General features: G+C 70.4%; 24 protein-coding genes, 1 tRNA gene and 1 pseudogene. 16 read left to right on the top strand and 10 right to left on the bottom strand.

The window, feature by feature from the left end:
• Positions 1-9 precede the first annotated feature (9 nt).
• Genes ABIC61_RS09210 through ABIC61_RS09180 form a run of 7 tightly spaced genes read left to right on the top strand, consistent with a single transcriptional unit; the run spans position 10 to position 4,378 of the window.
• Positions 10-903 (top strand): DUF6177 family protein, encoded by an 894-nt coding sequence (locus ABIC61_RS09210; RefSeq protein ID WP_354029664.1) that lies wholly within the window; start codon positions 10-12, stop codon positions 901-903.
• The gene (locus ABIC61_RS09205; protein ID WP_097180870.1) at positions 903-1,265 is read left to right on the top strand and encodes a DUF6507 family protein; all 363 of its coding nucleotides are present in this window, start codon (positions 903-905) and stop codon (positions 1,263-1,265) included. Before ABIC61_RS09210 ends, ABIC61_RS09205 begins: the two co-directional genes overlap by 1 nt.
• The gene (locus ABIC61_RS09200) at positions 1,262-2,980 is read left to right on the top strand and encodes a hypothetical protein (protein ID WP_354029663.1); all 1,719 of its coding nucleotides are present in this window, start codon (positions 1,262-1,264) and stop codon (positions 2,978-2,980) included. The genes ABIC61_RS09205 and ABIC61_RS09200 overlap by 4 nt, the downstream gene beginning before the upstream one ends.
• A gap of 35 nt (positions 2,981-3,015) precedes the next feature.
• Entirely contained in the window at positions 3,016-3,297 is a 282-nt protein-coding gene (locus tag ABIC61_RS09195) for a hypothetical protein (protein ID WP_144755974.1), read from the top strand.
• 40 nt (positions 3,298-3,337) lie between these two features.
• The gene (locus tag ABIC61_RS09190) at positions 3,338-3,763 is read left to right on the top strand and encodes a contact-dependent growth inhibition system immunity protein (RefSeq protein ID WP_354029662.1); all 426 of its coding nucleotides are present in this window, start codon (positions 3,338-3,340) and stop codon (positions 3,761-3,763) included.
• 52 nt (positions 3,764-3,815) lie between these two features.
• Positions 3,816-3,968 (top strand): hypothetical protein, encoded by a 153-nt coding sequence (locus ABIC61_RS09185; RefSeq protein WP_186322059.1) that lies wholly within the window; start codon positions 3,816-3,818, stop codon positions 3,966-3,968.
• On the top strand, positions 3,965-4,378 hold the full coding sequence (locus tag ABIC61_RS09180) for a contact-dependent growth inhibition system immunity protein (protein ID WP_354029661.1): 414 nt from the start codon (positions 3,965-3,967) through the stop codon (positions 4,376-4,378). The genes ABIC61_RS09185 and ABIC61_RS09180 overlap by 4 nt, the downstream gene beginning before the upstream one ends.
• Positions 4,379-4,818: 440 nt before the next feature.
• On the opposite strand, the gene ABIC61_RS09175 is transcribed toward ABIC61_RS09180, so the two are convergent.
• From ABIC61_RS09175 to ABIC61_RS09145, 7 genes are all read right to left on the bottom strand, one after another.
• Positions 4,819-5,346, bottom strand: coding sequence for a hypothetical protein (locus tag ABIC61_RS09175; protein WP_354029660.1), 528 nt, complete (start codon positions 5,344-5,346; stop codon positions 4,819-4,821).
• Positions 5,347-5,620: 274 nt separating this feature from the next.
• Positions 5,621-5,866: a hypothetical protein gene (locus ABIC61_RS09170; RefSeq protein WP_144755960.1), complete on the bottom strand. Its 246-nt coding sequence runs from the start codon at positions 5,864-5,866 to the stop codon at positions 5,621-5,623.
• 118 nt (positions 5,867-5,984) lie between these two features.
• Positions 5,985-6,647 carry a class I SAM-dependent methyltransferase gene (locus tag ABIC61_RS09165; RefSeq protein ID WP_354029659.1) on the bottom strand — a complete coding sequence of 221 codons (663 nt, stop codon included), beginning with the start codon at positions 6,645-6,647 and terminating at the stop codon, positions 5,985-5,987.
• The gene (locus tag ABIC61_RS09160) at positions 6,644-7,318 is read right to left on the bottom strand and encodes a TIGR04282 family arsenosugar biosynthesis glycosyltransferase (RefSeq protein ID WP_354029658.1); all 675 of its coding nucleotides are present in this window, start codon (positions 7,316-7,318) and stop codon (positions 6,644-6,646) included. The genes ABIC61_RS09165 and ABIC61_RS09160 overlap by 4 nt, the downstream gene beginning before the upstream one ends.
• Complete coding sequence (locus ABIC61_RS09155; RefSeq protein ID WP_313957249.1) at positions 7,315-8,097, bottom strand: glycosyltransferase family 2 protein; 783 nt, start codon at positions 8,095-8,097, stop codon at positions 7,315-7,317. Before ABIC61_RS09155 ends, ABIC61_RS09160 begins: the two co-directional genes overlap by 4 nt.
• Before the next feature lie 438 nt (positions 8,098-8,535).
• Positions 8,536-9,606: an NAD-dependent epimerase/dehydratase family protein gene (locus ABIC61_RS09150; RefSeq protein ID WP_144755957.1), complete on the bottom strand. Its 1,071-nt coding sequence runs from the start codon at positions 9,604-9,606 to the stop codon at positions 8,536-8,538.
• Positions 9,603-10,478 (bottom strand): MTAP family purine nucleoside phosphorylase, encoded by an 876-nt coding sequence (locus ABIC61_RS09145; RefSeq protein WP_354029657.1) that lies wholly within the window; start codon positions 10,476-10,478, stop codon positions 9,603-9,605. Before ABIC61_RS09145 ends, ABIC61_RS09150 begins: the two co-directional genes overlap by 4 nt.
• Positions 10,479-10,595: 117 nt before the next feature.
• On the opposite strand from ABIC61_RS09145, the gene ABIC61_RS09140 reads away from it, so the two are divergent.
• From ABIC61_RS09140 to ABIC61_RS09110, 8 genes and pseudogenes are all read left to right on the top strand, one after another.
• A complete protein-coding gene (locus ABIC61_RS09140) occupies positions 10,596-11,825 on the top strand; it encodes a molybdopterin molybdotransferase MoeA (RefSeq protein ID WP_354029656.1) in 1,230 nt (409 codons plus the stop codon).
• Positions 11,822-12,313 (top strand): cyclic pyranopterin monophosphate synthase MoaC, encoded by a 492-nt coding sequence (moaC, locus tag ABIC61_RS09135; RefSeq protein WP_354029655.1) that lies wholly within the window; start codon positions 11,822-11,824, stop codon positions 12,311-12,313. The genes ABIC61_RS09140 and moaC overlap by 4 nt, the downstream gene beginning before the upstream one ends.
• A complete protein-coding gene (locus ABIC61_RS09130; protein WP_354029654.1) occupies positions 12,310-12,822 on the top strand; it encodes a MogA/MoaB family molybdenum cofactor biosynthesis protein in 513 nt (170 codons plus the stop codon). Before moaC ends, ABIC61_RS09130 begins: the two co-directional genes overlap by 4 nt.
• On the top strand, positions 12,819-13,259 hold the full coding sequence (locus ABIC61_RS09125) for a molybdenum cofactor biosynthesis protein MoaE (RefSeq protein WP_502908796.1): 441 nt from the start codon (positions 12,819-12,821) through the stop codon (positions 13,257-13,259). The genes ABIC61_RS09130 and ABIC61_RS09125 overlap by 4 nt, the downstream gene beginning before the upstream one ends.
• Positions 13,260-13,293: 34 nt before the next feature.
• A complete protein-coding gene (locus tag ABIC61_RS09120; protein ID WP_354029653.1) occupies positions 13,294-13,875 on the top strand; it encodes a hypothetical protein in 582 nt (193 codons plus the stop codon).
• A gap of 88 nt (positions 13,876-13,963) precedes the next feature.
• On the top strand, positions 13,964-14,362 hold the full coding sequence (locus ABIC61_RS09115; protein WP_079238199.1) for a PLD nuclease N-terminal domain-containing protein: 399 nt from the start codon (positions 13,964-13,966) through the stop codon (positions 14,360-14,362).
• 151 nt (positions 14,363-14,513) lie between these two features.
• Positions 14,514-14,982: pseudogene (locus ABIC61_RS18635) on the top strand (ATP-binding cassette domain-containing protein); the annotation flags it as partial.
• 56 nt (positions 14,983-15,038) lie between these two features.
• Positions 15,039-16,379 carry an ABC-F family ATP-binding cassette domain-containing protein gene (locus tag ABIC61_RS09110; protein WP_502908797.1) on the top strand — a complete coding sequence of 447 codons (1,341 nt, stop codon included), beginning with the start codon at positions 15,039-15,041 and terminating at the stop codon, positions 16,377-16,379.
• A gap of 121 nt (positions 16,380-16,500) precedes the next feature.
• On the opposite strand, the gene ABIC61_RS09105 is transcribed toward ABIC61_RS09110, so the two are convergent.
• Positions 16,501-16,941, bottom strand: coding sequence for a VOC family protein (locus ABIC61_RS09105; protein ID WP_354029651.1), 441 nt, complete (start codon positions 16,939-16,941; stop codon positions 16,501-16,503).
• A 29-nt stretch (positions 16,942-16,970) separates the two neighbouring features.
• Entirely contained in the window at positions 16,971-17,465 is a 495-nt protein-coding gene (locus ABIC61_RS09100; RefSeq protein ID WP_354029650.1) for a MarR family winged helix-turn-helix transcriptional regulator, read from the bottom strand.
• An 80-nt stretch (positions 17,466-17,545) separates the two neighbouring features.
• Here ABIC61_RS09100 and ABIC61_RS09095 point away from each other — a divergent pair.
• Positions 17,546-17,620 (top strand) — tRNA-Gln (locus ABIC61_RS09095).
• Positions 17,621-17,627: 7 nt separating this feature from the next.
• On the opposite strand, the gene ABIC61_RS09090 is transcribed toward ABIC61_RS09095, so the two are convergent.
• Complete coding sequence (locus tag ABIC61_RS09090; RefSeq protein ID WP_354029649.1) at positions 17,628-18,140, bottom strand: MarR family winged helix-turn-helix transcriptional regulator; 513 nt, start codon at positions 18,138-18,140, stop codon at positions 17,628-17,630.
• Positions 18,141-18,255 lie beyond the last annotated feature (115 nt).

Raw genomic sequence — 18,255 nt, 5'->3', positions numbered from 1 at the left:
GTGGAGCGCATGGGGGACGTGATCCGCGCCGACGCAGCGCTGCTCGCCGAGGTGCAGGCCGGCGACGGGGCGACGCTGCACACGGTGAGCGGCGCGGTCGTGTCCTGGGCGGCGCTGCACCTGCTGGCAGCGCACGGGTTCCGTTGGGCGCCGGAGGACCCGAGCACCGTGGAGCCTGGACCGACAGGCTTGCGGTTGCACGTCGACCTGACGATCGAGCACGCCGCACACGCAGGACTGGTGCTCGCCGCGACGCCCGCGCGGTTCATCGAGCGTTCGTTCGGGACGGAGCTCGCGTTCAGTCTCGCCGAGGGCTCGTCCGCACTCGCGCCGGCCCGCCTGACGGCGATGGCCGAGCGCCGATCCCCACGTGACGCCACCTTCGTCGTGACCGGCACGGGATCGCGCGCAGTCGGCGGGGTGCTCACCGTCCAGCGTGGCCCCCGGTCCGTCTTCGAGACGCTCCGGTGCATGGTCGCGTTGCCGGAGCCGACCGACGATCTCCGCGTGGTCCGAGACGGACTGGAGGCGGGTCTCCAGTCCGTCATGCTCGGTCGCCACCCGCAGTCGGCACAGTTCTCGACCAGCCGTGGGCGCGTCGACGGCGTCGTCGACACGGCTATGGCGGGGCCGCCGGCCCCGCTCGGCGTGTTCTCCGGAGCGCGCGAGACGCGCGCTCGTGGCTTGGCGGACGCGGCCGAGGCCCTCGGTGGCCACACGATCGGCGTCAGTCCGTCTCCGGGAGTCGTCTTCTGGTTCGACGGCACGGAACGGGATCGTTGGTCCGACGCCGCGGCGCTGGCCAGCGGGCTGCGGGATCTGCAAGCGGATGCCGTGCATCCCGAGGACTTGCGAGAGCGTGGCGGGCTCCGCCACGATGGCACCCGTACGGGGGGACAGTGATGGGTGCAGCGGGGTGGCGGATCGATCCGGCGGGGGTCGAATCCGTGATGAACGACGTGAGCGCTTCGGTGAACGGCACCGCGAGCGCACTGCAGTCGGTGCAGGGCGGTGTGGCCGAGGTCGCGGGCGGTGCGGGCGACATCGTGAACGAGGCACTGGGCGCGTTCCTGACGAAGACGCAGGACGACGTCGACCAGGTCACGTACCGGCTGATCGGCGGGGTCCAGGGCGTGACGAACGCCGTCGACGCCTACCGCGCTGGGGACCTCGAGATGGCAGCGAACGCGCAGCGCGCCGGGCTGTCGGCGCACGAGAGTCACGACGTGTCGTTCTTCATCCGAGCGGCGGAGGCGCGACGGTGAGCGGCGTCGGGTACGGCGACCACGGATTGGTCGATCCGGACGGCATCCCCGGTGCGGACCTCGACCTGGCGGTCGTGTCCTCCGGCGCCGGCACGATCAATTCCGGCGGCCGGTCCATGAAGACCGTCGCCGACGACCTGCCCTCGAAGTGGCAGCGGTTGTCGGGCGTGTACGAGTCGCCGGAATCTGAGCAGGTGTTCGCCCTGATGGACCCCGTGACCGACGACGTCCACACGATCGGTACCGTCGCGCGCAAGGTCGCGTCGGCGCTCGAGACCTACGCGTCGGCCGCGGCCGATCCGAAGCGCAAGCTCGACGAGCTGCGGGTGAAGGCGGCTGCGTTCGTCGCGAGGGTGCAGCACGGCGTTCCACGGTTCGAGTCCGCCTTCACACCGAAGGCCGAAGCGCCGGTGTCGGGATCTTGGAACGCGTACCAGCCTGAGCAACCCAAACCGCAGTCGAAGACCGTGCCGTGGTACGACGACGTCGGCACCCGGTACGAGAACGACCAGCTGGTCCAGCGGATCAACGAACAGGTCGCGTTGTTGCAGGCGGCGCAGGCGGAGTGCGCCCTCGCGATCAAGAAGGCTGCCGGTGCCTTCGTCAAGAAGGCTTTCGTGGCTCCGTCCGAGAGCGACCTCAATGCTCGGGGCGTCGACCTGCCTTGGTCACGCGTGGGGACGGCCGAAGGCAAGACGTGGGCCGAGCAGTTCGAGGACGGCTTCGAGGACGATCTGCTGAAGACCCTGAGCGGCCTCCTGCACTTGGGTGGCTGGGACAACAGCGGCGATTGGAGCTGGGGCAACCTCGGGTCGGCGTGGAAGGGCGCCGCCGACGGCGCTGTTGCGTTCAGCCTGCTCGTGAACCCGATGGCGTGGCTCGACGCCGCGGTGAACCCGAAGGGCGAAGCAGGGCAGACGCTCGGCGCGATGGGGGATGCGGCGCAGGACTGGTGGAAGGACGCACGCGAGCACCCGGGCATCGCGGCCGGAGCGGCGGCATCGGCGGTGGGGACGAGTTTCCTCGGGCCCGAAGGTTGGGCAGGGCGTGCGGGTCGGGCCGAGAAGATCCTCGGCGATCTGGATCGAATCGGACAGCGCGCACTTCGATCCGATGTCGAGCATTGGCTCAGGTCAGGTGCGTCCGATTCCGATGTCGACGCTATGGACAATCTCATCCAACGGGTCCTTCGTGAAGACCAGGGCGCGGCGGGGGCTGGGAGTGCCTTCGATCGGATGTTCAATGTGGAGGTCGGGGCGTACAAAGCGGCGCACCCGGAGTCCGGTCTTCTCGGCCCGAGATTCGATCCGGACTCATTCGCCAGGACGGGCGGCGTGCAGGGAGTCGATGCAGCCGGTGGGCATGTCGCATCGCGACATATCGTCAACGCGCAAACTGGAGAACATTTTACGCCCGAGGAGATACGAAATTCGCCGAAGCCCAACCACACCGTGTTCTCTGGGGGTGTGGAGCAGGTGAATTCACTCGTCGGCGACTACCTTGAAAAGAATCGTGCAGAAATTCAGAGCTGGCTGAATGGCGGAGCTCCAGTCTTTGATCGGACCATGCGCTTTGATGATCCAATTGGATATGGTGAAGTCAATGGGATTTGGAATCCCGAGATTCGCGCGCTCCGCGTGGTGGTCGTTCGCATTCCAGACGACTCGGCTGGCTTCCGTATCGTCAGTGCCTATACGGATGGAACGGTAAAATAATGGACAGTCAGACCCTAGCTCGTAGGGCTCCGCGAATGGCCAACGTCATCGGAGGCCTTTTCTACCAAGGTTGGTACGAGGATCGTTCGGCGGACGAGACGTTGGAACTGGCCTTCGCATACCGCCCGCTGGCGGAGCGAGAAGCGATCGTGCGCGAAATCGATGGACTCCTTGCGGCGCTTCCGACGACGGAGGACGTCGAGGGATTTTTCCTCTCCTTCAATGTTGACATCGACTTCCGACGCGATTTTGGTGGAGATGTTCGCGCCTGGCTTGAAGCTGCCCGCGGGGTCGTGCGGGGGTCGCCTCCTGATTGAAGAGAACTCATGGCGCACCCTTACGGCGTCGAACGAAAGCATGACCGCGGAGTTCCGAGTGGTTCAGAGCGCACGTCCTGCTCCAGGCGACGAAGGTACCGCCCTGGTACGAGGTGTACAGGAGCTACACCTTGGCAACCCCGAGAACGAGTGGATGACACTGGAGTATCAAGCTGAGCTGCGCGAGTACCCGCTTGTCCGAAACCTCCTCGGCGCGGTCTTCAACCAGGACTGGCGGGAAGACTACGACCGTGTCGAGGAAGTCTACGAAGACATCCTCGATGACGAGCCGCTCGTCGCGCGCCTGGCGCGAGCAGAGCAGATCGAGGCGTTCGTCGCGACTCGTTCGGAGGATGAGGTCGATGACGTCATCCGCGCGAGTCAAACCGGCATCCGCCCGCACTCAGACCTTGGTGTGAGCGGCCGAGAGTGGCTGCTCACCGTCGCGCGGAGACTGCGGGGATAGTCATGCCTGACGTTCTCCGATCGCACCGTCGTCAGAAGGTCGACGCGGTCTGATGATGCATAGCCTCCGGACCGGCGAGTCCTACTTCCCGAGCGTCGAGCGAGCGAATGAGGTGGTGGCGTACGCGCTCGACGTGTGGCTGAGAACGGTGGCCGAGCGAGTTGAACGGCGGCTCAGTGACTTCGACCCGGGAGCCCCGCGGTGACCGATGATAATCTGCGGTCAGGGGCCGTCCGCACCGGGTCGGCGTGGTTCGCCGTCGATGAGCGGCCGATCGCCGCAGATCGAGAAGAAGTGAATCACTTGGACGCCTCCCCCGAGTACCCCGGCTTTGATGCGCTCATGGGTGGCGCCTTCAACCAGGATTGGAAGGACGAGTGGTCTTCGGTTGACGAGGTCCTGTCCGAAGCCCTCGACGGTTTCCCTGCGACCAGGAGAGCGCTCTTGCCCGAGTTGCTCCAGATACGGGAAACGTGCTCGGAGGCTGACGTGGTGGAATTGTTGGAGTCGATGAGTAGTGGCTTCCGGCCGGAGGTCGATGCGCAGGTGAGCGCTCTCGGTTGGGTCGACCGTCTCGTCCAACGCATCAACGCGCTCGACGCTGCCGATGTGTAAGCAGCCGGGCGAACGTCGAGACGCCGAGCGCTGATGGATTCAACGGCAGACTCTGCACTGTTCCAGCGCGCGTGTCCTTGCAGTGGAGCACGTGGGTGTCGATGGTGCAGGCCAAAGGAGTGCGGCCGAACAAAGGAGGCGATGGCGGAATGACGTCAGCACAGCTCATGGCAGCGGCCGACCAGCTCGGACCGGTGGCGTTGGACGCAGCGTCCATCACGGATGAACACGGGTTCGCGGACGGCAACCTCCTGTCGGACTGGGCGAGGAGAGCGGTACCTGCTCCGCCGCGAGTTGTTTGTCAGCGAGCACTCTTCGCTCTCGCTGTTCCGAACCTTTGGAGTGCACTGTTGCAGGCCGGGGAGCATGTCTGGCTGCGCTATCGAGACACCACGGCGAACCCGGTGGTTCATCGGAGCTTCCCCGCGGAGCTCAACCCTTCATCCGAGCTCGCGGCCGTCGTTGCCGTCGTGGAAGGAAAGGAAGTTGCTGCGGCCTTGATCCGGCAGGTCGAGGCACTCTTGCCTCCCGCCGAGGATGTCCTCGGGATGGAAGCGCTGCAGGGCGACCGATCCGGGGTCGCCGTGCGCTTGCGCCGTGAGGATGATCGTTTCGAGTCTCGTTCCCGGCAAGAGGTCCTGGCGTGGGCGCTCGGACTCGATGATCCCGTCACGGAGTCCGTCGAACCAGACGCCGTGACGATTGCCTGTTTCGGCGACCACGATCAGGTGGTCCGGGCGCTCGTGACTGCTGACTCCTGGCAGCGGCGTGCGGCGGTGCGGAGTGAATTGTTCGCCCACCTCGACGAAGTCGCGCTGGAACACGCGCCAGCGGCTCCGACGTGGGATGCGTTCACGGACGCGCTCGACAACGCGGGAATCGTCTGGGAGGGCGACGATCGACAGGAGGATCCGTGCGGAGATCGAGCGACCATCGACCGCATCGATCTCGGCGAGGGGGTCGCCCATCGGTTTCTCATGTGGGAGTTTCCCTACAACGACGAACCGTCGGGATGGCTCGGGGACTGCGCACCGTCCACGCAGGCTCGATTCCTGCGCGCACTCGAGTGGGCGCAGCGTCATCCCGACACGTGGTCGCCGCACCTCATCCAGCATCCGATGGCGAAGCGCCAGCCATGGGGGCCACAAGTCGACTGGTGAGCACGGAGCGAGCGGCCGCCCACACCGGGTCGAAAGGGGGACGACCCGGGATGGACGACCGCTCGCGGCCTGGGGCGGCGCGTCAGGCGGTACGGAACGATCCCGTCGCCGTGCGCAGCGACCCGGTCGCCGTGCGCGTCGAGGACGTCGCCGTGCCGGGCCGACGGAACTGCGTGTCGACGAACCGACCGAGCGCACGCCCGATGCCGGTTCCGGTGTAGCTGCCGACCGGTCGCCATGCCGCGTCGACCGCGTAGCCACCGATCTCGTCGCGTGCTTCGAGGCCGGTCACGTAGGCGCCGCCCAGGGGGTTCTGACGGTTCTGCATGGGTGCTCCTCGTCGTCGTGCCGAGGGTCGTCGGTCACCGGGCCGGCGACCACGACTCCGTCGGCCTGATGACGTTGAGCCTACCGTGTTCTTTTGCATGATGCAAAGAAAGGAAACCTCAGGCGACGAGCTCGCAGAACGTCCGGCCGCTCGCGGTCCAGCTCTGTCGGGCGACGAGGCCCACCGACTCGGCGTGGTCGAGCAGTGCGTCGACACCGACCTCGGCCCAGGGGAACCCCTCGCTCTGGTGGCCGTCGGCGTCCACGACGCGGGCGGTGTAGACCCGGTCGGCGCTCCGGTCGACGTGGGTCTCGACGACGATGCGTCCACCGACCCGGACGATCTCGGCGCAGCGGGCGAGCAGTGCTGCGGGGTCGCCGCCGATGCCGATGTTCCCGTCGATGACGAGCGCGGTGTCCCAGTGGCCCTCGTCGGGGACCTCGTCGAAGACGGACCCCTGCAGTGCCGTGCCACCGGAGCGCTGCGCGATCGCGACGGCATCGGCGGAGACGTCCACGCCGAGCGCCGGGATCCCGAGGGTCCGTGCGGCGACGAGCATCCGGCCCGGACCGCAACCGATGTCGATCACGGGACCGTCGACGCCGTCGAGCAGCGATCGGTCGACCCGGTCGGCGGCGGCGCTCCACCGTCCGACGTCGAGCGTCACGGCGGAACCCGGGCGCGAGGTGTCGGTGAGTCGGAGCCGGCCGTCGGTGCGGAGGGCTCGTGCGTACGGCTCGCCGCCACCGGCGCCGAAGGAGACCGGGGCTTCCATGGTCATGAGCGAATCCCTCCGGTTGTGGCGAACGATGACGGAGCGGACGACGACCCGGCCGAGGACTCCCCCGCCTGCAGCGCCCGCGCGAACCGGGAGTCCGGCACGAGTTCGGCGACGCGCTCGGCATCGGGCACGGTGTCGACGTCGAGCAGGGTTTCGAGCGTGCCCACGTCGAGCCCGGCGTCCGTCAGTCGAGCGAACTGGACCGCACCCGTGTCGTCCTGCGACATCGGCACGCCGCGCAGCAGGTCCCCGGTCGGCTCGCGCAGGTACAGCGACCAGAAGCCCCCGTCCTCAGCGGGTCCGAACCAGGCGTCCCGCTCGGGGTCGTCGAACAGCGGGGCGAGCGCCTCGGCGGAGACCTGGGGCGTGTCCATGCCGACGAGCAGCAGGGGGCCGTCGATCGCGTCGAAGAGGAACCCGAGCCGCTCGTCGAGGCCACCACCGGGCTGGAGCAGCACGTCGAAGTCGTCGGCGCCGTCAGGGAGGACGTCGCCGTCGAAGAACAGCACGCGGCGGGCGGCGGGGAGTGCAGCAACGGTGGCGAGCGTGTCCGCGAGGCTGGCGGCAGCGACCCGCGCCGCCCCCGACGGGGTGAGTGCCGGCGTGAGCCGGGTCTTCACCTTGCCCGGCAGGCACTCCTTGGCGACCACGGCCACGGTGATGTCGATCACGACCGGACCCCCTCGGTCGCGGCCGATCCGACCGGACCGGCCGTCTCGACCGGATCAGCTGTCTCGACCGGACCGGCCGCCTGGCGGACGGGAGCCGGTGCGCCCATGGTGCGTCGTGCCTCCAGGCGGTACCGACGCAGGAGACGTGACATGTCCTTGACAGCGTTGACCGTGCCGCGGAGCGTGCCCGTGACCTTGCTGTCGCCGATGCGCTGCGCGTACCCGATGTCGGACTCGTCGACGCGCCAGCCCGCCGCGTGCGCGGCCAGGACCATCTCGAGCGGGTACCCGCTGCGACGGTCGCGGAGGTCGAGTGCGACGAGGTCCTCGCGACGCATGACGCGCATCGGACCGAGGTCGCGGAGGCGGTAGCCGGTCGCGCGGTGCATGAGCACGGCGAGGACACGGTTCGCGAAGCGTGCGTGCGGTGCCCAGGCGCCGGGGGTGGTCGGGACGCGTCGGCCGAGCGCGAGGTCGGTGTGCCCGGTCGCGACGCGTGCGACGAGCGGGACGAGTTCGGCGGGGTCCATCGAGGCGTCGGCGTCGCAGAACGCGACGTACTCGGCGGTCGCAGCGGCGACGCCGGCGGCACATGCCGAGCCGAAGCCCTTGACGGGTTCGGTGACGACCGTCGCGCCGTGTGCGCGGGCGACGTCGGCTGAACCGTCGGTGGAGCCGTTGTCGACGACGATCGCGCGGTAGCCGCGGGGGAGTCTGCCCAGGACCTCGGGGAGGGCGTCCGCCTCGTCGAGACAGGGCAGGATCACGTCGACGTTCATGGCATCCATTCGGTGCCGGGCGCCGGATCGACTGGTCGCGGCGTCCTCCGCGTGTGTCGCCGCGTCGGTGCGGTCGGTCTCATCGGCCGGCTGTCGATCCATGCCTACGACACAACACGTAACAGTCCGGCGGGGTACAGGTTCGGTGTCCCCCGCTGGACGTTCCGCGCACTATCGGTCTGCTGCGACCCGCGAACGGGGGACAGGCGCGTCGGTCAGTGCGGGGACGCGACGTGACCGCCTGGAGGCGGGGGGGGGGGGGGGGCGGGCCGCCCCCCCCCCCCCCCCCGGGGGCCCCCCCCCCCCCCGCCCCCCCGGGGGGGGGGGGGGGGCGGGGGGGGGGGGGGGGGGGGGGGGGGGGGGGGGGCGCGGCCGCCCCCCCCCCCCCCCCGCCTCCAGGCGGTTGCGACCAGGGCGGCAGTCCGCCCACCGGGTCCGCTACAGCACGGCGGCGCGCAGCGGCGCGGTCGCGAACTCGCGCATGCCGCGCTCGAAGTCGACCTCGGCTCGCCAGCCGAGCTCGGACGCGATCCGGTCCGACGAGGCCGTGACGTGCCGGACGTCGCCCAGTCGGTACTCGCCCGTCACGACCGGCTGCGGGCCATCGGGTCCGGCGATCGCGGCGGCCATCTCGCCGATGGTGTGCACGACGCCGGAGCCGACGTTGTACGCGCGGAAGGACTCGGACGGCTGCTCGGCGGTCGCGGCGATGGACGCAGCGTTCGCTCCGGCGACGTCTGCGACGTGCACGAAGTCGCGGCGCTGCCGGCCGTCCTCGAACACGCGAGGGGCCTCGCCGCGCGCCAGCGCCGAGCGGAACAGGGACGCGACACCGGCGTAGGGGGTGTTCGCCGGCATCCCCGGACCGTAGACGTTGTGGTAGCGGAGAGCGATCGCGCGACCGCCGGTGGCGCGGGCCCACGACGACGCGAGGTGTTCCTGCGCGACCTTCGTCTGCGCGTACACGTTGCGCGGGTCGAGGGCGGCGGACTCGTCGATCAGGCCCGGTAGGAGCGGCTGGCCGTCCTCGCCGATCGGGTCGAAGCGTCCGGCGTCGAGGTCTTCGCGGCGACGTGCCGGCGGTCGGACGGGGGTGCCCGACGCCGTCGTGTACGCGCCCTCGCCGTAGACGACCATCGAGCTCGCGACCACCAGACGGCCGATGCCGTGGCGGTCCATGCCGGCGAGCACGTGCGCGGTGCCGGCGTCGTTCGAGGACACGTAGTCCGGGGCGTCCTGGAAGTCGACACCGAGGCCGACCTTGGCGGCCTGGTGGCAGACGACGTCGACCCCGTCGAGGGCGGCGTCGAGGGCGACCCGGTCCCGGACGTCGCCGTGCACGAACTCGATGCCCTGCTGCTGGTGCGCGGTGACGATCTCGGCGGGGTCGCCGTGCACGTCGTCGCGGAGGGAGTCGAGCACCCGGACGTCGTAGCCGTCGGCACGGGCGCGACGGACGATCGCGGAACCGATGAACCCCGCGCCGCCGGTGACGAGCAGGCGGGTCACGCGGTGGCTCCCGGGGCGGTGCGGCTGCCGGCGCTGGCCAGTGCGCTCGCGCTCGCCTCGGCGGGGACGAGCTCGCGCGGGCTGTAGTCGTCCGGGATCGCGCCGACGATCGAGCCGATCGCGCGGACGATGACCTCGTTCGCCCGGGCGAGCCGCTCCATCACCATGCCGTGCGTGACCGGGGCTTCCCCGGACTCCTCGCCCTCGGCGGGCGCCAGGCCGGCGTCCGCATCGGTCACGAACGACAGGTTCACCGTGCCGATGCCGAGCTCCGCGGCGAGCGGGACCTCGGGCGTCATCGTCATGTTGATCGTGTGGCCTCCGGCCTCGCGCATCCACACGGACTCCGCACGGGTCGAGAACCGCGGCCCCTGGATCACCACGCAGGTACCAGTCGGGCGGAACGGCACGTCGAGCTGCGCGAGCGCGTCGACCGCGACACCGCGGAGCACCGGGTCGAACGGGTCGGCGAACGACAGGTGCTGCACGGCGTCCTCGAAGAAGGTGTCCGCGCGGCCCCAGGTCCGGTCGATGAGCTGGTCGGTCACCACGAAGGTCCCCGGTGCGTAGTCGGGGTGCAGGCCGCCGACGGCGCTCGACGACACCACGGCGCGGACGCCGAGCGAGCGCAGGGCCCACAGGTTCGCCCGGTGGTTGATGCGGTGCGGCGCGACGGAGTGCGCGCGGCCGTGACGGGTGAGGAACGCGACGCGCTTGCCCGCCATCGTGCCGATGCTGATGGGGCTCGACGTGGGGCCGAACGGGGTGTCGACGTCGATCTCGTCCGCGGTGCCGGCTTCGAACAGCTCGTAGAGGCCCGAGCCCCCGATCACCCCGATGCGCGTCTCGTCCACAGCTCCGGTCGTGGTCACGTCGTTCTCCACAGGTCCTCCGAATGGTCCTCGGCGCGTTCTGCGCGCTCGTTACGCTACTGAAACCGCCCCCGGACGAACCGGGAGCGGGCACTTCTCACCTGTTCGGAGGCACACGTGCGAACGATCGGTCAGCACCGCGACGAGATCGCGGCCCTCGTCGCACCGGTCCTGTCCGGCAGACGGCGTTCCGGCCTGGAGGCACGGGAGATCGACGACCTGGCGACCAGCGCCGGCGCCGGACGGGGTCGCCGCGTGCTCGGACGGGCCGTCGTCGCACCGGTTCCCCTCCCGCCGTTCGACAACAGTCAGATGGACGGCTTCGCCGTCCGCGCCGCCGAGGCAGGACGCGCGCTCCGGGTGGTCGCCCCGATCCCGGCGGGGACGATGCCGCCGGCGCTGGAACCCGGTACCGCGGCGCCGATCATGACCGGAGCGCGCATCCCGCTCGGCGCCGACGCGGTGTTCCCGGTCGAGGCCACCGCGGTCGGAGCGTTCCCTGCGGCGTTGGCGCTCGACCAGGTCACCGTGCCCGACGACCTCGCAGCGGGGACCTTCGTCCGGGCGACCGGCACCGACCTGCCGAGCGGGGGCGAACTCGCTCCGGCCGGCGCTGCCGTGACCCCCGCGTTGCTCGGCACGCTCGCCGCCGCCGGGGTCACGACGGTCGACCTGGTCCGCCAGCTCCGCGTCCTCGTCGTGTCCACCGGGTCCGAACTCCAGGGTGCCGGTGACGCCACGATCGGCGACGCGAACGGCATCGCGCTGCGGGCGGCGCTCGCAGAGGTCGGGGCGGTCTCACGGTCCGTCCGGGTGCCGGACGACGACGCGACGTTCGTCGCCGCGCTCGACGAGGCCGTGGGGGACTGGGCCGACCTCGTGCTCACCACGGGTGGCATCAGTGCCGGGGCGTACGAGGTCGTGCGTCAGGCCCTCGAACCCCGCGGGCTCGCGGTGACACCGGTCGCGATGCAGCCCGGCGGCCCGCAGGCGTTCGGCACCGTGGAACTCGCCGGCCGTCCGATCCCGGTGGTGTCCTTCCCCGGTAACCCCGTGTCGGCGCTCGTGTCCTTCGAGGTGTTCCTGCGCCCGCTGCTGGCGGCCGACGCCGGGCTCCCCGACGACCGTGTGGCCGAGGTCCTGCCTGCAGCCGACACCGCGACCTCACCGGAGGGCAAGCACCAGGTCCGGCGCGGCCGGGTCGAGGACGGCCGAGTGCACTTCGTCGGCGGCCCCAGCTCGCACCTGCTCGCGCACTACGCGACCGCCACGCACCTCGTCCACGTCCCGATCGGCACCGCCACGGTGGAGCCCGGTGACCCGCTGACCGTCTGGAGCCTCCGTTGACCGAACCAGCACCCGCCTCCGATGAGCTCTCGCACGTCCGCGCCGACGGCAGTGCGCACATGGTGGACGTCTCCGAGAAGGACGTCACCGCCCGTTCGGCGACCGCGACGGCGACCCTCGTCACCCGGCCGGACGTCGTCGCCCGCATCCTCGACGGCTCGCTGCCGAAGGGCGAGGTGATCGGCACCGCGCGGATCGCGGCGATCATGGCGGTGAAGAAGACCTCCGACCTCATCCCGCTCTGCCACCCGCTGCCGATCGCGGGGGTCGAGGTCGACATCACCGGCGACGACGACCGCGTGGTCGTCGAGGTGTCGGTCCGCACGACCTCCCGCACGGGCGTCGAGATGGAGGCCCTGACCGGGGCGAGCGTCGCGGCGCTGACCGTGTACGACATGGTGAAGGCCGTCGACCGGACGGCCACGATCACGGACGTCCGGGTGCTCGAGAAGCACGGCGGTCGTTCCGGAGACTGGAGCAACCGATGACCTCGCAACCGACCAGGGGCCGTGCGGCCGTCGTCGTCGTGTCGACCCAGGCCGCCGCCGACCCCGCGCTCGACCGAACCGGGCCGGTCATCGCGGGCTGGCTCCGGGAGCACGACTTCACCGTGGCGGAGCCGCTCATCGTGCCGGACGGCGGTCCGATCGCCGACACCGTCGCCGGCGAACTGATCGCCGATGCCCGCGTCGTGATCACCACGGGCGGCACCGGCGTCACCCCGACCGACCGCACACCCGAGGCCGTCGCACCGCTCATCGACCTCGACCTGCCCGGCATCACCGAGGAGATCCGTCGTCGCGGGCTCGCCGGCGCTGGTCCGACCGCGCTCCTCAGCCGCGGTGTGGCCGGGGTCGCGAGCGGCGGCGCACTCCTCGTCACGTTGCCCGGGTCGCGCGGCGGCGTCGCGGACGGGCTCGCCGTCCTCGACGGGCTGCTCGACCACGTGCTGGCGCAGGTGGCGGGCGAGGGGCACGCGCCGCGGAGCGCCTCGTGACGGGCGCAGCTGCGCACGACCGTGTCGTGGTCGCCGACGTCGTCGACCGGTCGATCTCCGCGGACGAGGTCTCGGCCGTCGTCGCCACCGACCAGGACGGCGCCGTCGTCACCTTCGCCGGGGTCGTCCGTGACCACGACGGCGGCAAGGGCGTGACCGCCCTCCAGTACGAACGGCACCCGAGCGCCGGTGCCGTCATCGCCGAGGTGGCCCGGACCATCGCCGACGCCCACCCCGAGGTCCGCATCGCGGTGCTGCACCGGGTGGGGGCGCTGGTCGTCGGGGACGTGGCGCTCGCCGCCGCGGTGTCGTCGCCGCACCGGGCTGAGGCCTTCGCAGCGTGCGGGGCCCTGGTCGACCTCGTGAAGGAGCGGGTGCCGATCTGGAAGCGCCAGCAGTTCACCGACGGTTCCGACGAGTGGGTCGCCGCCCTCTGACGGATCCTCACGCCGTGTGGTTGGGGCGGAGGCGATGACCGACACCGCAGCAGCCGCCGAGTGGCGCTGGACGCAGGCCGCCGAGCAGGCGCACCGCATCCTCGAGAGCGATGTGCAACGCCGGGCTTCTGTCCCGCTTGCGTTGGGCGTGCTCGCGGCAGCAGAGCTCGTCCTCGTGGCCGTTGCGTTGTCGTTCGACCCGGAGGAAGTCGGGAGGTGGGTGACCGCGATGGTCGGCGCGGTCGTCGGCCTGGCGGTCGTCACCGTCGAGGTCATCCGAACCGTCGTCGACGGTGCGCGGTACCCCGAACGGCAGGCTGTCATCAAGGGTCTCCTCACGCGTGAGCAGTCCGCAGTCTCACGAGCGATCCGCCGGCGCAGTCCCGTGCAAGACGATCGCCTCGACGTGGTCCGTGCCGCCGCGGTGCAGCAAGCACGAGGACGGACGCTCCTGGCCGCGTGCGCTCCGTTCCTGCTGTGGACCGCGCTCGCGGTCTCGGGTGCCGACCTGTGGCCGATGTACACAGTTGTCGCGGCGCTCTGGGGCGTCGCCGGCATCCACGCCTTTCGCGAGGTCTTGCTCGCGCGGCGGTACCTCGACTCGGAGTCCACCTGACCGCGCAGTAGACCGTTGCCGGATCGCAACCGCGGCACGCGTTCGGGGCGTAGCGCAGGTTCGTAGGCGCTCCATAGACTCGCTGCTCATGAGCGTGCTGCTGTACGGGGCGTCGATCGTCCTGCTGGTCTTCGCCCTGATCGACATCATCACGAAGAGCGACGACCAGGTCCGGGGCCTGCCGAAGTTCGCGTGGATCCTGATCTGCATCTTCCTGCCCGTCGTCGGCAGCATCGTGTGGTTCGCCGTCGGGCACGACTGGAGCCAGGGCGACCGGAACCACGGCCGCTACATCGAGCCCAGGCGTCACGAGGACCAGTACGCGAGTCTCGGTCACGCCCGCGCCGCCCACGGTGACAAGCGCGTGACCGGCACGGAGCAGGAGCTCGCCGAGCTCGAGCGTGAGATCGAGTACTGGGAGGCCCAGGCGCGACTGCGCCGTGCCAAGGAGGCTGCCGGCGAAGGCGAGCCGACCCCGGGGAGCTGACCCGCGCCTCCAGGCCGGTGCTCGCCGCCCGTCTGCACGACGTGACCGGACTCGGAACGACAACGCCGGTGTCGCACGACAGCGGATCTGTCGTTCCGACTCGGTCCGCACCCCGCACCACGCACCCCCGCGCGCCGCCTACCCTTGACGGGTGGCTCATCTCCTCGGCGCCGAGAACCTCCATCTCGAGTTCCCCACCAAGGTCGTCTTCGACAACGTCACCCTCGGCATCGACGAGGGGGACCGGATCGGCGTGGTCGGACGCAACGGCGACGGCAAGTCGACGCTCCTCGCCCTGCTGTCCCAGCGCCTCGAACCGGACGGCGGCCGCGTCACGCACCGCCGCGGGCTGACGGTCGGGTACCTCGACCAGCGCGACATCCTGCCCGCGGGCGAGACCGTCGGCACCGTCGTCGTGGGCGACCTGGCCGAGCACGAGTGGGCCGGCGACCCGAAGATCCGCGACATCATCGGCGGCCTCGTGTCCGACATCCCGTGGGAGGCGTCGGTCGACGACCTGAGTGGTGGGCAGCGGCGCCGCGTCGCGCTCGCCCGGCTGCTGGTCGGCGACTGGGACGTCCTGTTCCTCGACGAGCCGACGAACCACCTCGACGTCGAGGGCATCCAGTGGCTCGCCGAGCACATCAACCGCCGGTGGTCGGCGAACCAGGGCGGCATGGTCGTCGTGACGCACGACCGGTGGTTCCTCGACGCGGTGTCGACCGATACCTGGGAGGTCCACGACGGTGTCGTCGACCCCTTCGAGGGCGGCTACGCGGCGTACATCCTGCAGCGCGTCGAGCGTGACCGGCAGGCCGCCGCGAGTGAGCAGCGCCGACAGAACCTGGCCCGCAAGGAACTCGCGTGGCTCCGCCGTGGCGCTCCGGCGCGCACGAGCAAGCCGAAGTTCCGCATCGACGCGGCGAACGCCCTCATCGACGACGTGCCCCCGATCCGCGACACGGTCGCGCTGGCGAAGACCGCGACCGCGCGACTCGGCAAGGACGTCGTCGACCTGCTCGACGTCAGCGTCTCGTTCGAAGGTACCCAGATCCTCGACCGCATCGAGTGGCGCATCGCACCGGGGGAGCGCACCGGCATCCTCGGCCCGAACGGCGCCGGCAAGTCGACGCTGCTCAACCTCGTGGCGGGGAAGCTCCAGCCGACGTCCGGCCGGGTGAAGACCGGCAAGACCGTGCAGATCGCCGTGCTCGACCAGCAGCTCGCCGACCTCGCGCAGTTCGCCGACGACCGCGTCCGCGAGGTCGTCGCCCGCAAGAAGACCAGCTACGTCGCCGACGGCAAGGAGATGACGCCCTCCCAGCTGCTCGAGCGGCTCGGCTTCACGTCGGAGCAGCTCTCGACCCCGGTGAAGGACCTGAGCGGTGGTCAGAAGCGCCGCCTGCAGCTCATGCTCATCCTGCTCGACGAGCCGAACGTGCTCATCCTCGACGAGCCGACGAACGACCTCGACACCGACATGCTCGCCGCCATGGAGGACCTGCTCGACACCTGGCCGGGCACCCTGTTGGTCGTGTCGCACGACCGCTACCTGCTCGAGCGCGTCACCGACCAGCAGTACGCCGTGCTCGGCGGGCACCTCCGGCACCTGCCGGGCGGCGTCGACGAGTACATGCGGCTGCGGTCGTCCGGCACCGGTGGTGGGACCGCTTCGGCGGCTGCCGCCGCGTCTGCCGGGAGGCCCGACACGGCCGGCGGGACCGGCTCGCCGTCCGCGGTGGCCGGGTCCAGTGCCGCCGGGTCCGGTTCCGGGTCTGCCGCGTCGTCGCTCTCCGGAGCCGATCGTCGGACGGCGGAGAAGGAGATGTCGGCGCTCGACCGTCGCATCGCGAAGGTCGGGGACGAGCGGAAGAAGCTCCTCGACGCGTTCGCGACCCACGACCAGTCGGACTACGCCGGGCTCGGGGAGCTGCAGTCGCGCCTGGCCGACCTGGAGGCCGAGGTCGAGCAGCTCGAGGAGCGCTGGCTCGAGGTCGCGGAGTTGCTCGGGGTCTGAGGCGCGGGTCGGTCGGCGGCTGTCGATGTGCGATCGCGCCCCGTACTGAACATCGCGCCCCGTTGTGCCGGGGCGCGATGTTCGTCACGGGGCGCGATCGCCCTCCGAGCCTGAGCGAGCTCTACGCGGCTGGCTTCGCGTCCTCGGGGGCGCCCCCGCCGGGGTTGGCGACGACTTCCCAGAGGTGGCCGTCCGGGTCCTGGAAGAAGCCGGACCACATGCCCCACGGACGCGTGTACGGCGCCGCGAGCATCGTCGCTCCCGCGGTCCGTGCCCGTTCGAGGAACGCCTCGGCGTCGGCCTGCGAGTCGACGAAGTGCCCGATCGTGCTGCTCGGTGCAGTGGCGAGTGGCACACCCGAGTCCTTCGCCATGTCGTCCCGGCCGTACACGCTCACGATCAGGCCGTCGTCGAGCGTGAACATCGCCGTGGTGCCGCCCGCTTCGGTCTCGGTCGCGGGGTACTCGGTACCGATCACCCCGCTGCCGTCGATCCCGAGCAGGGCACGGTAGAACTCCGCCGATCGTGCGACGTCGGCGACGGCCAGGGTGATCGCATGCATGCGCCGGAGCGTAGTCGCTGGCCGGCGGGTCAGTCCCCGAGGCCCAGGATCAGTCGCCGCAGCAGTCCGGACAGCTGGTCCTGCTCGGTGTCGGACACCCCGGTGAGGATGTCCCGCTCGGCCGCCAGGAGATCGGCGATCGCGGCGTCCACCGCGGCGCGACCCTCGGCGGTGAGCGACACGAGGATGCCCCGGCCGTCCCTCGGGTCGGTTCGTCGCGCAACGAGTCCGCGCGCCGCCAACCGGTCCACCCGGTTCGTCATCGTGCCGCTCGACACCAGGGTCTGCTGCAGGAGTGTCTTCGGGCTCAGCTCGTACGGCTCACCAGCCCGCCGCAGTGCCGACAGGACGTCGAACTCCCATGGCTCCACGCCGCTCTCGTCGAACGCGGCCCGACGTGCACGGTCGAGGTGCCGGGCGAGCCGGTCGACGCGGGACAGGACCTCGAGCGGTCCGAAGTCCAGGTCTGCTCGTTCCCGTCCCCACGCAGCGACGATGCGGTCGACCTCGTCCTCCTGCGGCATCCCCCCATCTTGGCGGACGCGAGGGCTGCACGGCCAGCCTCGTCGGTCGTGGGAGGATGGTCGGGCGCCTCCGTGCGCGTTCCGCCTTGGTGTAATGGCAGCACGACGGCCTTTGGTGCCGTTAGGTCCGGGTTCGAATCCTGGAGGCGGAGCCACGGGTGTTCAGGGGAAGGGGCGACGGTCGCCGCCGTCCCCGAGGCCCTCGAGGAACTTCCTGAGCAGGCCGATCATCTGCGACTGCTCGTCGTCGTCGAGCGGTGCGAGGAGCTGTCGCTCGTTCTCGACGTGGCTGACGAGCGCGTCATTGACGGCTGCGAGCCCCTGCGGTGTGAGCGCCACGATGACGCTGCGGCGGTTCGCGGGGTCGGTCTCTCGGGTGACGAGCCCTTTCGCCACCAGCCGGTTGAGGCGGTTCGTGATGGCGCCGGATGTGACCATCGTGCTGGCGAGTATCTCGCCGACGGTCAGCCGGTGAGGCGTGCCGGCGCGGCGGAGGGCTGCAAGGAGGTCGAACTCACCCGGCAGGAGATCGTGTTCGGCAAGGACTGCGGCGATGCGCCTGTCAAGGATTGCTTCCGCGCGGCTGATGCGTCCGATCAGCGCCATCGGGCTCACATCGAGTTCTGGACGTTCCTTCGCCCACTGCGCGAGCACGCGGTCGACGGCGTCGGGCATCCACACTCCTTCACGTCGAACTGTTTGACGTCGACTGTACGCCCCCTATACTCATGAACGTTCAACAGTACGACGTTAAGAGAACGGTGGGGGCGGCGATATGAGCAACAACGGG

This window comes from Curtobacterium sp. 1544 (assembly GCF_040544915.1).
GTDB lineage: Bacteria > Actinomycetota > Actinomycetes > Actinomycetales > Microbacteriaceae > Curtobacterium > Curtobacterium pusillum_C.
The sequence above is the reverse complement of the archived record's forward strand: the minus strand, read 5'-3'. Positions and strand labels throughout refer to the sequence as shown.

Excerpts from the sequence above, each read along its gene's own strand:
- ABIC61_RS09185 (WP_186322059.1), top strand. The coding sequence starts at position 3,816 with ATGATGCATAGCCTCCGGACCGGCGAGTCCTACTTCCCGAGCGTCGAG.
- ABIC61_RS09210 (WP_354029664.1), top strand. The coding sequence starts at position 10 with ATGGGGGACGTGATCCGCGCCGACGCAGCGCTGCTCGCCGAGGTGCAG.
- ABIC61_RS09175 (WP_354029660.1), bottom strand. The coding sequence starts at position 5,346 with ATGGGCGACCCCCTCGCCGAGATCGATGCGGTCGATGGTCGCTCGATC.
- ABIC61_RS09090 (WP_354029649.1), bottom strand. The coding sequence starts at position 18,140 with ATGCCCGACGCCGTCGACCGCGTGCTCGCGCAGTGGGCGAAGGAACGT.
- ABIC61_RS09190 (WP_354029662.1), top strand. The coding sequence starts at position 3,338 with ATGACCGCGGAGTTCCGAGTGGTTCAGAGCGCACGTCCTGCTCCAGGC.
- ABIC61_RS09120 (WP_354029653.1), top strand. The coding sequence starts at position 13,294 with ATGACCGACACCGCAGCAGCCGCCGAGTGGCGCTGGACGCAGGCCGCC.
- ABIC61_RS09110 (WP_502908797.1), top strand. The coding sequence starts at position 15,039 with ATGGTCGTCGTGACGCACGACCGGTGGTTCCTCGACGCGGTGTCGACC.
- ABIC61_RS09170 (WP_144755960.1), bottom strand. The coding sequence starts at position 5,866 with ATGCAGAACCGTCAGAACCCCCTGGGCGGCGCCTACGTGACCGGCCTC.
- ABIC61_RS09165 (WP_354029659.1), bottom strand. The coding sequence starts at position 6,647 with ATGACCATGGAAGCCCCGGTCTCCTTCGGCGCCGGTGGCGGCGAGCCG.
- ABIC61_RS09195 (WP_144755974.1), top strand. The coding sequence starts at position 3,016 with ATGGCCAACGTCATCGGAGGCCTTTTCTACCAAGGTTGGTACGAGGAT.
- ABIC61_RS09115 (WP_079238199.1), top strand. The coding sequence starts at position 13,964 with ATGAGCGTGCTGCTGTACGGGGCGTCGATCGTCCTGCTGGTCTTCGCC.
- ABIC61_RS09130 (WP_354029654.1), top strand. The coding sequence starts at position 12,310 with ATGACCTCGCAACCGACCAGGGGCCGTGCGGCCGTCGTCGTCGTGTCG.
- ABIC61_RS09105 (WP_354029651.1), bottom strand. The coding sequence starts at position 16,941 with ATGCATGCGATCACCCTGGCCGTCGCCGACGTCGCACGATCGGCGGAG.
- ABIC61_RS09155 (WP_313957249.1), bottom strand. The coding sequence starts at position 8,097 with ATGAACGTCGACGTGATCCTGCCCTGTCTCGACGAGGCGGACGCCCTC.
- ABIC61_RS09100 (WP_354029650.1), bottom strand. The coding sequence starts at position 17,465 with ATGCCGCAGGAGGACGAGGTCGACCGCATCGTCGCTGCGTGGGGACGG.
- ABIC61_RS09205 (WP_097180870.1), top strand. The coding sequence starts at position 903 with ATGGGTGCAGCGGGGTGGCGGATCGATCCGGCGGGGGTCGAATCCGTG.